Annotated in this window: 15 protein-coding genes; 12 read left to right on the forward strand and 3 right to left on the reverse strand. The window is 48.7% G+C overall.

What is annotated here, in order from left to right; translation table 11 throughout:
- Positions 1–32 precede the first annotated feature (32 nt).
- Genes ITJ88_RS00675 through ITJ88_RS00690 form a run of 4 tightly spaced genes read left to right on the forward strand, consistent with a single transcriptional unit; the run spans position 33 to position 3,938 of the window.
- Complete coding sequence (locus ITJ88_RS00675) at positions 33–1,661, forward strand: hypothetical protein (protein WP_195864367.1); 1,629 nt, start codon at positions 33–35, stop codon at positions 1,659–1,661.
- Complete coding sequence (locus ITJ88_RS00680) at positions 1,658–2,275, forward strand: class D sortase (protein WP_195864368.1); 618 nt, start codon at positions 1,658–1,660, stop codon at positions 2,273–2,275. Before ITJ88_RS00675 ends, ITJ88_RS00680 begins: the two co-directional genes overlap by 4 nt.
- Positions 2,272–3,333 (forward strand): YheC/YheD family protein, encoded by a 1,062-nt coding sequence (locus ITJ88_RS00685; protein ID WP_195864369.1) that lies wholly within the window; start codon positions 2,272–2,274, stop codon positions 3,331–3,333. Before ITJ88_RS00680 ends, ITJ88_RS00685 begins: the two co-directional genes overlap by 4 nt.
- Positions 3,334–3,347: 14 nt before the next feature.
- The gene (locus ITJ88_RS00690; RefSeq protein WP_195864370.1) at positions 3,348–3,938 is read left to right on the forward strand and encodes a hypothetical protein; all 591 of its coding nucleotides are present in this window, start codon (positions 3,348–3,350) and stop codon (positions 3,936–3,938) included.
- A 38-nt stretch (positions 3,939–3,976) separates the two neighbouring features.
- Here the strand turns inward: ITJ88_RS00690 and ITJ88_RS00695 are convergent, their stop codons facing one another.
- Positions 3,977–4,912 (reverse strand): class F sortase, encoded by a 936-nt coding sequence (locus ITJ88_RS00695; RefSeq protein ID WP_195864371.1) that lies wholly within the window; start codon positions 4,910–4,912, stop codon positions 3,977–3,979.
- Between the two features lie 96 nt (positions 4,913–5,008).
- Positions 5,009–6,376 (reverse strand): copper amine oxidase, encoded by a 1,368-nt coding sequence (locus ITJ88_RS00700; RefSeq protein ID WP_195864372.1) that lies wholly within the window; start codon positions 6,374–6,376, stop codon positions 5,009–5,011.
- A 404-nt stretch (positions 6,377–6,780) separates the two neighbouring features.
- Between ITJ88_RS00700 and ITJ88_RS00705 the strand changes: the two genes are divergently transcribed.
- The 6 genes from ITJ88_RS00705 to ITJ88_RS00730 all read left to right on the forward strand — a co-directional run bounded on the left by ITJ88_RS00705 (position 6,781) and on the right by ITJ88_RS00730 (position 10,605).
- Positions 6,781–7,077: a DNA-directed RNA polymerase subunit beta gene (locus tag ITJ88_RS00705; RefSeq protein WP_029342717.1), complete on the forward strand. Its 297-nt coding sequence runs from the start codon at positions 6,781–6,783 to the stop codon at positions 7,075–7,077.
- 27 nt (positions 7,078–7,104) lie between these two features.
- Positions 7,105–7,527, forward strand: coding sequence for a 3-hydroxyacyl-ACP dehydratase FabZ (gene fabZ / locus ITJ88_RS00710; RefSeq protein WP_029342716.1), 423 nt, complete (start codon positions 7,105–7,107; stop codon positions 7,525–7,527).
- A gap of 7 nt (positions 7,528–7,534) precedes the next feature.
- A complete protein-coding gene (locus ITJ88_RS00715; RefSeq protein WP_195864373.1) occupies positions 7,535–7,957 on the forward strand; it encodes a hypothetical protein in 423 nt (140 codons plus the stop codon).
- 96 nt (positions 7,958–8,053) lie between these two features.
- Positions 8,054–8,368, forward strand: a complete 315-nt coding sequence (locus ITJ88_RS00720) for a four-helix bundle copper-binding protein (protein WP_195864374.1) — start codon at positions 8,054–8,056, stop codon at positions 8,366–8,368.
- Between the two features lie 135 nt (positions 8,369–8,503).
- Positions 8,504–10,066, forward strand: a complete 1,563-nt coding sequence (locus ITJ88_RS00725) for an SdrD B-like domain-containing protein (RefSeq protein WP_195864375.1) — start codon at positions 8,504–8,506, stop codon at positions 10,064–10,066.
- 113 nt (positions 10,067–10,179) lie between these two features.
- Positions 10,180–10,605 (forward strand): helix-turn-helix domain-containing protein, encoded by a 426-nt coding sequence (locus ITJ88_RS00730; RefSeq protein ID WP_029342712.1) that lies wholly within the window; start codon positions 10,180–10,182, stop codon positions 10,603–10,605.
- Between the two features lie 68 nt (positions 10,606–10,673).
- Here ITJ88_RS00730 and ITJ88_RS00735 read toward each other — a convergent pair whose 3' ends face one another.
- Positions 10,674–10,925, reverse strand: a complete 252-nt coding sequence (locus tag ITJ88_RS00735; protein ID WP_230088487.1) for a hypothetical protein — start codon at positions 10,923–10,925, stop codon at positions 10,674–10,676.
- Positions 10,926–11,036: 111 nt separating this feature from the next.
- Here ITJ88_RS00735 and ITJ88_RS00740 point away from each other — a divergent pair, with 111 nt between their 5' ends.
- Together ITJ88_RS00740 and ITJ88_RS00745 are read left to right on the forward strand one after the other, a co-directional pair.
- Positions 11,037–12,278 (forward strand): UDP-glucose dehydrogenase family protein, encoded by a 1,242-nt coding sequence (locus tag ITJ88_RS00740; protein WP_195864376.1) that lies wholly within the window; start codon positions 11,037–11,039, stop codon positions 12,276–12,278.
- A gap of 61 nt (positions 12,279–12,339) precedes the next feature.
- Positions 12,340–12,750, forward strand: a complete 411-nt coding sequence (locus ITJ88_RS00745; protein WP_195864377.1) for a hypothetical protein — start codon at positions 12,340–12,342, stop codon at positions 12,748–12,750.
- The last annotated feature ends 63 nt before the right edge of the window (positions 12,751–12,813 follow it).

The following is a 12,813-nucleotide window of genomic DNA, read 5'->3' on the forward strand; positions in this document are numbered from 1 at the left end:
TTCATCCTTTTAGAATAGGAGTGAAGCTGAACATGGATCTGCTCAATCGATTCACCACTGCCATCGATGTACTGGAACAACATATGAAAACCGATGATATCTATTACTGGAATCGTCAGATGATGTTATTCGTCTCACTCGGACAAGCATCAGAGCGGGCTCGTGTCGTTCGATTTCAAGGCAAAGGGCTACAATCCGTAAAAGATCAAGCACGCAATTGGCTCCGTAAACAACCAGAGATGGAGTGGTTAAAACTCGATATTGCCCGAAACTTTGAGGCACTCTCATTTGAGACCTTAAACGAGCGGGTGAAAGACACTCGGAAAAATTACTTCCGACACGGAATCGCATTTGATCGGAAGATGCAATGTGCTTATCTAGAAGAAGAATTAAATGGCAATGCCGTTTTGACACAAGATCCGACGCATCAAGAACTACACATCAATCTAACGAACTTGAGCAATTATGCGCACCAACAAGGGCGGACGGAGCGGATGGACTTTCATCCGACAAGTCCATGCCTCCTCTTTGATACACTCGGTGTTTTCGCAGACGAAACACCATATGTACTTGAAGTCATACGTGATGTCGAAAAAATACGTGAGACGACAAGCCCACTTCCTTCTGAAATCAAGACGATCGTCGCCCAGTCGAGTGAGTATCTTGCTCGCCAAGTCCGGGCGAATGGTCGCTTCCAATATGGTTACTTCCCATGCTTTGATAAACCGATCAAGTTCTACAACAGCTTACGTCATGCAAGCACACTCTATTCAATGATTGAAGCCTATCGACTGACATCAAGCGAACGATTACGCCAAGCAATCGATCGAGCAAAACGCTATTTGATCGAGGAATTGATCGTACATGAAGGGGAGCGTTCCTTCGTGCTTGATCGTGAATCGAACGAAATCAAGCTCGGCGCGAATGCTGCAGCGATCTTAGCATTGACGGAATACATGCAGACGTTTCAGATGACGGAGGATCTACGACTCAGTCAACGACTCGCAGCCGGCATTCTTTCACTGCAACAACCATCAGGTCAATACCTGCATGTACTCGAGTACCCGTCGTTTGCGTTGAAGGATGCCTTTCGGATCATCTACTACGAAGGAGAAGCGACGTACGCCTTGATGCGGTTATACGCACTCGATTCCAATCCACGTTGGCTCGACAGTGTCGTCCAGTCATTCGAGCATTTCATCGCTAAATCGTACTGGAAGTTCCACGATCACTGGTTGAGCTACAGTGCGAATGAGTTGACGAAATGGTTGCCGGAAGCGCGGTATTTCCAGTTCGGTCTCCAGAATGTCTCCCCGAAACTCGACTTCATTCATCACCGGGAGACGACGTACCCGACGTTCCTTGAACTGATGCTTGCGGCACGCGAGATGATTGACCGGATCGAAGCGCTCGGACGAGCCGACTTGTTAGCTGATTTTCCGCTCGACTGGCTCGACCAGACGATTGAACGACGGATGATTTATCAGCGAAACGGCTTTTTCTATCCGGAAGTCGCAATGTATATGAAGAAACCCGGTCGGATTCTCGGAAGTTTTTATATCCGGCACCATTCGATGCGGGTCCGGATCGATGACGTCGAGCATAATTTATCTGGGTATTGCCGGGCATGGACACGAATGCTGAAGGAGGTGCCGTCATGATGCGACGCGTATCCACGCTGTTACTCGTCATCGGACTTGCCTTACTTGGATACGTCGGGTATCAAAAACTGACGGTCCAGCAAACCTTGACGACGGAACTCGCAAAAGCAAAAGATGTCGTGCAGGCGGAAGGAACGTCTTCGACGACATCAAAATCAGCAGCAACGAGCAAACCATCAAAGGAGAAGACGGAGGATGTCCTCTTCCAAACCGGTGAGACGGTTGGTTATTTAAAAGTGCCGTCACTTGAAATGGAGTTACCGGTGCTTGAAGGCGTCGATGATGCGACACTCGCAAAAGGCGTCGGACATCATCCGGAGACTGCCTTTCCAGGTCAAGGCGACCGGATTTTCCTCGCCGGGCATAACGATACGACATTCTCGAAAATCAGTAAGTTGAAGAAGGGCGATGAGGTCGTCCTCTATCTGGCGAACGGATCCTATCGCTACGTCATGCAATCGAGCGAGATTGTCGATTACAAAGACACGCGGGTCCTTGAGTCAACGAAGCAGGAGTCGCTCGTCGTCTCGACCTGTTATCCGTTTTATAACGTCACGGACAGTACGGAACGTTATTTGATCTACTTTGAACCCGTCGAGGAGGATGCGTCATGACACGAATCGGAATTTTACGCTTGAACGAGAATCCGCAGTTTCGCGATAAGATTGCCTGCGTCATCGGTGCCTCGATGGGCGTTGACATCTTCTTTTTCCGACCACGCGATGTCGATTTTGAAAATCGGACGATCCGCGGACTCTTCTTTGACGAAGATGCCTGGCATCCAAGCATGTATGAATTTCCGGACGTCATCTACAATCATTTGCCGCTCAGTGATGCAGACAAGGAATTGTTTAATCGTCTCGCAGCCGAGATTCCGTTTACGACGCACCGAATCGGTAATAAAAATGTCGTCTTACGTCAACTCGCGCAAGAAGGATCGTTTCAGGATGTCTTGATTCCGATGCACCGGGTAAAGAAAGGGAAGGCGATTTTCCCGCTGATTGAGAAGTACGGAAAAATCGTCTTCAAGCCGGCGAACGGAAAACAAGGGCAACGGATTTATACGATCGAACCGGAGGGAGACCAGTACCGGTTCAGCCATCTGCTCGAGTCGATCGTCTGTTCGACAGGGGAATTGATTAGCCGCATCGAAGAAGAGACGAGACGGAATCCGATGATCGTCCAGCCGTTCATTGCCTCACAAACGATCCATGGGCATTCGTATTGCATGCGGATCCATGTCGCGAAGGGAGCGAACGGTCGATGGAAACTCGTCAAATATTTTCCGTTCGTCAGCAACAATCACCAAGAATCGGTCAGCCATCTCAGTCACGGAGCATTCTCGACGACGCGGATGGACATCTTCATGAAGCAGAACTATCCGGATCAACATGAAGCGATTTCGCGACGGATCGTTGACTTTGCGCGACGATTCCCCGTTTATTTCGAATCGTTTTATGCCTACCCGCTCGATGCGCTCGGGATCGATGTCGGGATCGGGGCGGATGGGAAAATCTATCTCTATGAGGTCAACAGCTTGCCTGGTACGCGCTACGTCGAGTTTCAGGCAGAGTATCTCGCAGTCCAGTATTGCCAGTACCTTGCGACACATGGGCGTCCCGGTGTACATGGGCTCGATCAGGGATGGATGAAGGAACGGATCGAGGCTTAGAAAAGAGGCGACGTGTGAAGACAGTATTGTTTTATGTGATGTCGGGCTTGCTCGTCCTCATCATCGTAACGAAATTCATGGTCCCGCTCTTCGGTTGGTTTCAGGCAGAGGAGCCGGTAAAAGAAACGAAACCACGGACATCGATCCGACTCGATGAAGCACAGCTGAAGCAGTTCGATCGCGAAGATCGACTCGGTGTCGTCTATGAGATGGCAGGATTGAAGCTGAAGACGCTGGACGTCGATACGACGGAAAAAACGCGACAAACACCACTCGTTCAGATGAAGGTCGAAAAACAAAAGCTCCTCCAAGTGATGGGGGAGCCGGGGCGGTTGCTTGCGATCACGGTCAAAGTGACGAATCAGTCGGCGGACGAGATTGAAATCTTACCAAAGATCGGGGAGTATGAGACAGAGGACGAAATCGTGACGATTGCAGATCAATTTAATGCCTTGAACGGTAAATATAAACCGGATGAGAGCCGGATTGGAATCGTCTTCATCCCTTCGGAGCAACTCCGTGTGACGGAAGGACGACTCAGTCTGTTCTATGAGACGATGTCCGGTAAGAAAGAACTCCGGATTGCGTTACCGGCAGCAAAATAAAGAACGGGATGCCTCCGACTTGGAGACATCCCGTCTTGTCATTTCTGGACGGCGCTGAACGCGTCTTCTGATTCGATACCTGCTTTACTGACTGCTGTGACGACGAAACGACCTGTTGCATCTTCAGGAAGTGGGAACGCTTTACGCTCGATCGATTCTGTCGTACCGAGTTTTTTGCGTTTTCCATCCTTCTCTTGATAGATGTTGTACTTGACGACATCTTCATCGGTTGACGCATACCAGTTGATGAATCCACCACTGACGCGAATGTTCGTCGCCGGTTTTGGTGGTGTCTTGACTGGATCCGATGCTTTTTCGTCAAGTTCCGTGAAGACGACGAGTCGATCGTCGTACGTGCCTTGGTTCTGATCATACGTTCCGATACAGGTGATCAAGTTCAAGTTCCGGGTATCGGCTGGACCGAAGATTTTCTTCAGTGGTGCCTTTAAGTGATCGTACTGGACGAGCTCTTTGACGCGGAAGACGAGCTTCCGTCCGGACGCATCGGTGATTTCGACCGGATCACCTTTCTTCAGTTCATGTAATTTATAGAAGATCGCTGGACCGGTCTTCGTATCAGTGTGACCATCGATGACGGCGTTGCCGACGTCACCCGGACGCGGACCGAACTTATACCAGCCAGCTTGTTGTTCGTTTTTAGGTGTCGCCATCGCACCATCCTTATCGAGCCCGACCTGTTCGACTTTCGTCTTGATGTCGTGCTTCGGGATGACGAGTTGTTTCGGAAGCTCGACCTCCGTTGCCGAGAGGTCCTTGAACTCCTTCTTGAAGATTTCAGACGGCTTGAGCGGATCTTCTTCCTTCGTCTCGGAAGAGGCCGCGGATTCTGTTTTTGGATCACCTTGCGTGATGTTTGATGTATCCGGTTTTGTTTGACCGAACAAGAGGAACAATAACGTTCCGACCGATGCGACCATTAAGATGATGCTCGCCGGTAATAACCAACGTTTCATAAACGCGTATCTCCTTTCCGAGAGAAGGGATTCCCTCTATGTACAAAAATAACAGGATAGCATGTCGCTATCCTGTTATTGATTATACCCAATTTCTTAGGCGTTTTGACGTTTACGTGCGAGGACAAGACCGACTGCTCCGAGTGCAAGACCGAATACTGCGATCGCACCAGTTGTTGCAGCTGAGTTGTTGTCGCTCATTCCACCATTACCTGTGTTAGGCATTGATCCTGGTGTACCATCCATGAATTTCTCTGGTGATTGTTTAACGATTGCATCACCGAGGTTAGCTCCTACGCCGTACATGTAAGCGTAAGACTCACGGAATGTGTCGACAGAACCTTTGTAGTCGCCTTCAACATACTGCATGAACGTATCTTGGACGTAAGTCTCGTGACCTGATACCGCTTCTTGTGCTGCTTTTGTTGGAAGGTTTTCTTCTGTCGCTGCACCGAGGAATGCACCGAAGTCGTTCGAGAACATTTTGAGCATGTCTTGTGCGTCACCCATCAATTTCTTGTCGTCATTGATTGCTGCTGTGACGAGGTTCGCTTGTGCTTCGATGTGGTTTTTCGTCCAAACTTGCTCGAATTGATCTGCACCGGCTTGACCGTAGATCGATTTGATGGCTGCTTTGAAGTCAGCTGTGTGCATGTCTTCAGCCCAGTTTGCTGCATCGTAGTCTTTCGCTTGGTCGACGCCAGCTGTCATGCTGAGGTTTGCAAGAGCAACGTGTTCAGCTGCAAGGCTGTTGAGTGTTGAACGAAGATCTGCTGCTTTTGAGTCAGCTTTCGTGTTGTCGAATTTCTCAGGCATCTGTGTTGTGATTGCAACAGAGAGAGCTTTTGAGATATCGTACATGCGGCTGTAACCTTCACGGAACGTGTTGTACGATCCTTCGTAGTCACCAGCTGCATATTGCTGGAATGTTTTGTAGACGTCTGCTTCGTGAGCACGGAGGACTTCTTCAGCTGCTGCTTTCGGGAGTTTACCTTCCGTAGCTGTATCGAGGAAACTTGAGAGATCTTGAACGAACTCTTCTGTTTCTTTCTTCGAAGCGTTGATACCGTCTTGGTCGTCTGCTTTTACAGCTTTGACGAGGTCTGTCGTATATTTGTTGTGATCAACGAAGATTTTCTCGAACTGTTTTGCGCCTTCGTCGCCGTAGACTGAAGCGATTGCTGGAGTCATGTCGAGTGCGTTTTGTTTGAGTGCTGCTTCGTAGTACTGTGCGTCTTTTGAGCCGTCATATTGTTTCTTCATGTCCATGACTGCGAGGACGAAGTGCTCAGAGAGTAATTGATCGAGTGTGGCACGAAGGTCAGCGGCTTTCGTTTTGACCGTGACGTTTTTCGGTGCATCTTGTTTCATGTCTTCTCCGCCACCGGAAGCGAATGCTGCCGTTCCTGGTAGTACGAGTGCTGCTGCCATTGCTGATGCTGCGAATTTTTTCGTGTGTTTCATCTTAAATCATTCCTCTCATTTTTTGGTTTATTTGGTAGGTGTTTCTTGCCTGTTCTGAATAGCTTACGCAACGTCGGGTGATTTGGATTGCATAAAGTTTTAAATTTTTTAAAAAGTTATTGAAGTGATGTTTCGTGCCATCCAAGGACCGTTGTTGCGTCGTTCTGGAAAGCTTACGCCGGACAGTTTCATTTGGATTTAAAAAAGTGTAAAAAAACCGCAGAACGTGGGAAACTGTTTTTCGCCTTCCTTATATACACAAACTAAAATTTTTTAGAGGAATTGCCTGTCTCATCGTGTTACACTAGTTGCGGAACACGTTTTGTAGCGAATTTGGAACTATTTAATACCAGGTACTAATATGCTATACTGTTCTCAGACTGAATCAATGAAAGGTGATCAAGATGGTACAAAACCAAACAGGCACGGATCAGCCAACGCGTGAACGCCTGAAGAAGAAGCAACAGGCTTCAAACCAGGAAACCGGCAATCCGGAGCACAAATCAGAGCGACGTCTTCGTGCATATTCGACACGCCGAGTTCCGATCATCGTACGTGTACTGATCGTTCTCGTTCTTATCGTCGTAGCACTGATCGTCGGCGCAATGGTGGGTTATGCGACGTTTGGTGGTGGCGAGGCAATGGATGTGTTAAAGCTCGACACATGGACCCGCATCACCGATTTTTGGATGAAATCTTAATTTAATCAGTGATGGGAGCTGTCGAATATGTATACGATCGAACAAATCAAGGAAGTCATTCCGCATCGGTATCCGTTTTTACTCGTTGACCGCATTTTGGAAGTCGAAGAGGGAAAACGTGCCGTTGGAATCAAGAACGTCACGGCGAACGAAGAATTCTTCAATGGCCATTTCCCAGAATACAATGTCATGCCCGGCGTCTTGATCGTCGAAGCACTCGCCCAAGTCGGTGCCTTCGCCGTATTGAAGATGGAAGAGAACCAAGGAAAGCTCGCCTTCTTCGCAGGAATTGAAGGATGCCGCTTTAAACGTCAAGTCGTGCCCGGGGATCAGCTCCGCCTCGAAGTCGAATTGACGAAGGTCCGCGGACCAATCGGTAAAGGTCGTGCCACAGCCACAGTCGATGGGGAAGTCGCCTGTGTCGCTGAACTGACGTTTGCTATGAAGTGATGCGAACATGAAACGCTGGCTTCTCCCCCTCGCGATTTCCTTACTCATCGTTCCTGGTTGTCAGCGCGCAGAACAAGCGAAGACCGCTTCCCCGACGGTCATCGTGGATCCTGTTAAGCGTGCAGGACAGACCGAGAACATTTCCGCGCAGGTCACCCTGACGGAAAATGACCGGATGCGTCTCGTCATCCGGACAGCGAATGACATTCGACTCGATGACCAACAGGTCGATATCCGACTCGAAGTCGCCAACCAATCGATTCCGTTTCCGTTCGTCTCCTTCGAAGCGAAGAAGATGGGGGAAATCCGGACCTATACGTCCAATACGACGATCGAAAAAGAAGTCTTCGATGACCAGCGTCTTCCGGTCCTCATCATTGATGCAGGAGCAGGGCGTGGAATCGAGATTCCGCTTGAAATCGTCAAATAAGACAGCATAGTGAGCGTTTCGCTCCATGTGCTGTCTTATTTTTGTTTGATTTCGGCTCGTGAGGGAACAGTAAATAGATAAAAAGGAGGAATCAATATGGATCACACTGTACAGCAACGACTAACAGATTGTATTCTTGCTTGTAATCATTGTTTTGATGCCTGTCTGAAGGAAGAACATGTCGGGCATATGGCGGATTGTATTCGACTTGACCGGGATTGTGCTGATATTTGTAGCCTTTTGCTACAAGCAATCGCTCGAAACAGCTCGAATGTCGCAGTCCTCGCAAAAGCATGCCAGGAAATTTGTGAAGCATGCGCCGATGAGTGTAGTAAACACGATCACGATCACTGCCAAGAGTGCGCGAAAGCGTGTACGGCATGCGCGGAAGCGTGCAGTCAGCTCGTCTAAGACCTTGTCTTTCGACAAGGCTTTTTTATTATAAAAAAATAGCAGGAATTCAAGAATTCTTCTGGTTATTTTTGGCGGATTTGTTTACTATTTAGGGAGGTAATATTAAATCACGATAGGAGCATACATACACTCATGAAAAAACTTAGTTTACTTTTGATGGCACTCGTCGTCGCGTTCGGTCTGAAGTTACCGGTCTACGCAGAAACCGTCGAGTGGGACGTCACCGGAACGGGCACGGGTCCGTATACGTTAACGTTTGAAGGCACAGGCATCGTTGATATCACGTCGGAGACGGCACTCGTCTTTGAGGATGGCGTGACAGGGGAAGACGTCAACATCGAAGAAACACCTGTCGTGACGTTCACGGCAGAGACGGCACCTGTCGTCAAGGTCGTTTCAGCAGATGGACAACGGACGATTCTCGTCCAGTTCGGTAAAGTCGTCACACCAGAAGAGCCGACGACAGAAGAACCAACGCCAGAGACACCGGTAACAGAAGAGCCGGTTAAAGAAGATCCGGCAACGGATGAACCGACGACAGACGAACCGACACCGGAAGAGCCTGTGACGGAAGAACCGGTCAAGGAAGAGCCGACGACAGACGAGCCAGAGACGGGTGATGATGCGACACCGACACCGGTCGAAGCACCAACGACGGCAACGATCGAAGGAACGATCTGGTTTGATGAGAACGAAGATGGCATTCGCCAAGAGAAAGAAACACGTCTCGATGATGTCGTCGTTTATTTGATGGACCGGAATGAAGATGTCATCGACGAAGCCTACACGAAGAATGGTCTATATAGCTTCAAGGACTTAAAACCAGGAACATATGAAGTCGAAGTCGACGGATATGATATGGGGTACTACTTCTATGCCGAGCAAAACGTCGGTGACGACCGGACGATCGACTCCGATGTCGATGAAGACTTTGGGATGAAGAAAGTCCGTCTCGTCGCAGGACAGACGGAAGTGATTGACGCCGGGATTTATGGCGGTGAAGACCTCGACGGTGCGTTCGAGCATTGGTTAGCCGTCGTTAACTTCTTTGATGCGAACGGCAACCAAAAGCCAGATTTTGACGAATCAACGGTTCCTGCGACGTATACGGTGACGGATGCGATCACAGGAAAAGACGTCTATCAGGAAAAAGTCGCGAAAGATGATTCGATGGAAATCCAACTCGAGCCAGGGACGTACACGATCAAGACAGAAGTCGCAAAAGGCTATACGGTCAAAGCGATGCACCATCTTGACATGGATGCCTTACTGGAAGACATGGAAGAAGAGATGTTTGAAGAATATGAGTCATTCGCTAAGCAAACGAAAGCGATGAAACTGATGGCGAGTGACGAAGAAGCCTTATCGCCAGAAGAGCAAGAGATGATTGATGAGTTGTTAAAATACGTCGTGCGGAAATCACCGGAAGCGGGTGTAACGATCGAAGAAGGTAGCATCGGTACAATCGTGTTCGCAGAAATCGCGAAAGCAGCACCGGTCGCGAAACCGACGCCAACTCCAACATCAACAGAAACACCAGTCAAAGCAGTTGATGCTGCGACGAAACAGTCGACGACATCAACAGCAACGGACACATTACCACAAGCAGGTGAAGACAAGCCGTTCCCATATGCAGCAACGGGAGCAGGACTTGCCATCGTCGGTCTTTGGTTACTCGTTCGTCGGGGAGCATAACAATCAGAGAGACCTTCTATACGAGGGTCTCTTTTTTGATGTGTGTATACTTTGACACACACGCACACATGTGTGTATAGTAAAGATACTACTAGAGGGAAAGAGGGATGACGATGTTAACGACAAAACAGATCAGTGAATTGTTACGTGTCTCAGAAGAAACGGTCCGTCGCTGGATTCGGACAGGCGAATTGCATGCCGAACAGGACGGAAAAGGCTATCTCGTCGATGAATTGGCGCTCAAACGTCTCGTCGATGAAAAGTCGCAGATTCCAGGAACCGCGATGAACAAGATTCTCCCACTCATCCAAGACATGTTCGGACCGGAAGCGGCTCAGTTCGCGAAATCGAACTTGTTTGATCCACTCCGTCAATCGATGGAGCAAGCCCCACCGAAGCCGGAAGCATCGAACGAGTCACTCGCAGAAGAACTCGATCGTCTCAAACGCAAAAAACGTCGTCTCGAACTCGAGCACGAACTGAAGTTGCTTGAGATCGAAGAGAAAATCGCAGCAATCGAACGGAAAGTTCAGTCCTGAATACGAAAAGCGATGTCCCCAATTAAGGAGACATCGCTTTTTTCGTTCGACCATAAGAAAAACCCACTTCACGAGTCGGAAGGGGTTTTGTCGTTTGCTTGTTTCTTTTTACGGTACCAGTACCAGTAAGCAAGTCCCAGTCCAATCGGGATTGCAGCCAGGTACGGGTTAGCTTCGATGAAGCTGATCATCTCAAAGAGCGCGAACCATCCACTGATTAAACCGAGGATGAGTAAAATCGTCCGTAGTGCTTCGGGAAGCTTGCGGATCCGATACGCAATGAGACAGACGAGGCAAAAGATAATGATAGCCACGAGCATTCCTCCCATTCCCGTAATTCAGTATAGCGTATTCGGAAAGCTTTTTCGATGCACAAATCTTCTGCTCTCCCGTATAGTGGAGACAGAGAAACTATCGAAGGACGTGATGAAATGCAACTGACAGTGATTGGAACAGGATATGTTGGTCTTGTGACCGCAATTGGACTAGCGGAAAACGGACACGACGTAACGTGCGTTGACTTGAATGCAGAACGAATGGCGCAACTGACACGAGGTATCCCGCCGATTAAAGAAGAGGGCATCGAAGAAGCGCTAGTCGCGAATCAACAACGAATGACGTTCACGACGGAGTACCCAGTCGCAAAGGCATATCTTGTCGCTGTCGGAACACCGGAAAAGGTGGACGGGAGCTGTGACTTATCGGCAGTAGAAGCCGTCGTAGCCCATATTGAGAGAATCGCACCAACTGCAGCAGTCATCATTAAATCAACAGTTCCACCTGGTACGACGATGCAACTTGCTGAACAGTATCCGGGACTACGCTTTGCGATGGTCCCTGAGTTTTTACGGGAGGGTACGGCTCTCGCTGATATGCGGAATCCTCATCGGGTCGTCATTGGAACGAATGATGATGAGTTGTCAAAAGAACTTGCAACATTATTTGCGACGACAGCACCTCTTGTTGAAGTCGACCCGACGACGGCTGAGTTAACGAAATATGCAGCGAATAGTTTTCTGGCAGTGAAAATCAGTTTTATCAATGAGATCGCGCGACTAGCGGATGCTGTTGGGGCTGATGTATCGGACGTCGCAAAAGGAATCGGTCTTGATCCACGGATCGGTTCCTCGTTTTTACGAGCTGGAGCCGGATACGGGGGGTCTTGTTTCCCGAAAGATATCGCAGCGCTTACGACGCTTGCCCGTGAGCATGAGCAACAACTTCATGTCATTGAAGCAGCAGATAAAACGAATGAAGCCCAGCTGGATTATGTCTTACAAAAAATCCAACCGCGGATGGGAATGCGCGTGGCGCTACTCGGTCTAGCCTTTAAGCCAGGAACGGATGATTTACGAGACGCGCCAGCACTCCGCCTCGCAACACGTCTGGAGCAACTTGGTGTCAGCGTAACCGGATATGATCCAGTTGCCCGGACGTTACTCGATCAAAAACAAACGGTAGAAGAAGCATTGAAGGATGCAGATGTTGCAGTTATTATGACGGAATGGGAAGAGCTCCGTAATATTAAACCAGAGCAATTCGTTCGTCAGATGCGTCAACCACGTGTCGTTGATGGACGTAACTGTTGGTCATTCACGGAACAACCGGGAGATGTTCAATACGAAAGTATTGGAAGACCGGCTAAATCATTTTCGAACAATCGAACCGTTTGACCTGTCATGATAGGTGAGCCCTTTGCGGACTCACCTATTTTTGATGAAAAGGAGCAGATACATGGTCATTGATTATTTCGCAGTTTTACCGAGTGGAAAAAAAGGCGCACTAGAGCCACACTGTCTGACTCAAGGAACATGGTATCAGCGCATCAATGAGGAATTGTTTCGAGCCATTCATTATGGGGCCGGGATCATCCGAATCCGTGATAAAGGAGCGGAACTGAGGATTCCGATCGAGTTCGGATTCGGTTATGTCTTGCAGTACCTGCGTCAGTTCACGGAGGCGGAACGACAGGAAGGACGAAAACGTCATGTTTTGCAACGACAGCTCGATTGGATTGGTCGCGGATTACCGATTGAATTAAAGCGACGCGGAACGAAGATCGAAATGTGGGCTGATGATGTCCATCGCCTGCATCGGGAATCATTTCTTCGAGCAATCGAAAAAGCAGATCATTTCATCTCATAAAATCGAAACTTTATTTTAGTAAAATGAAAACGAGACAAAAACTTAGTGAAATGTAAGCGTTTT

The sequence above is a fragment of the Exiguobacterium abrahamii genome (assembly GCF_015645365.1).
Taxonomy (GTDB): domain Bacteria; phylum Bacillota; class Bacilli; order Exiguobacteriales; family Exiguobacteriaceae; genus Exiguobacterium_A; species Exiguobacterium_A abrahamii.

What these genes read in the sequence shown, in the direction of transcription:
- ITJ88_RS00735 (WP_230088487.1), bottom strand. Translation starts at nt 10,925, where the DNA reads ATGCTCGTGGCTATCATTATCTTTTGCCTCGTCTGTCTCATTGCGTAT.
- ITJ88_RS00730 (WP_029342712.1), top strand. Translation starts at nt 10,180, where the DNA reads ATGTTAACGACAAAACAGATCAGTGAATTGTTACGTGTCTCAGAAGAA.
- fabZ (WP_029342716.1), top strand. Translation starts at nt 7,105, where the DNA reads ATGTATACGATCGAACAAATCAAGGAAGTCATTCCGCATCGGTATCCG.
- ITJ88_RS00745 (WP_195864377.1), top strand. Translation starts at nt 12,340, where the DNA reads ATGGTCATTGATTATTTCGCAGTTTTACCGAGTGGAAAAAAAGGCGCA.
- ITJ88_RS00715 (WP_195864373.1), top strand. Translation starts at nt 7,535, where the DNA reads ATGAAACGCTGGCTTCTCCCCCTCGCGATTTCCTTACTCATCGTTCCT.
- ITJ88_RS00695 (WP_195864371.1), bottom strand. Translation starts at nt 4,912, where the DNA reads ATGAAACGTTGGTTATTACCGGCGAGCATCATCTTAATGGTCGCATCG.
- ITJ88_RS00705 (WP_029342717.1), top strand. Translation starts at nt 6,781, where the DNA reads ATGGTACAAAACCAAACAGGCACGGATCAGCCAACGCGTGAACGCCTG.
- ITJ88_RS00675 (WP_195864367.1), top strand. Translation starts at nt 33, where the DNA reads ATGGATCTGCTCAATCGATTCACCACTGCCATCGATGTACTGGAACAA.
- ITJ88_RS00680 (WP_195864368.1), top strand. Translation starts at nt 1,658, where the DNA reads ATGATGCGACGCGTATCCACGCTGTTACTCGTCATCGGACTTGCCTTA.
- ITJ88_RS00700 (WP_195864372.1), bottom strand. Translation starts at nt 6,376, where the DNA reads ATGAAACACACGAAAAAATTCGCAGCATCAGCAATGGCAGCAGCACTC.
- ITJ88_RS00740 (WP_195864376.1), top strand. Translation starts at nt 11,037, where the DNA reads ATGCAACTGACAGTGATTGGAACAGGATATGTTGGTCTTGTGACCGCA.
- ITJ88_RS00720 (WP_195864374.1), top strand. Translation starts at nt 8,054, where the DNA reads ATGGATCACACTGTACAGCAACGACTAACAGATTGTATTCTTGCTTGT.
- ITJ88_RS00725 (WP_195864375.1), top strand. Translation starts at nt 8,504, where the DNA reads ATGAAAAAACTTAGTTTACTTTTGATGGCACTCGTCGTCGCGTTCGGT.
- ITJ88_RS00685 (WP_195864369.1), top strand. Translation starts at nt 2,272, where the DNA reads ATGACACGAATCGGAATTTTACGCTTGAACGAGAATCCGCAGTTTCGC.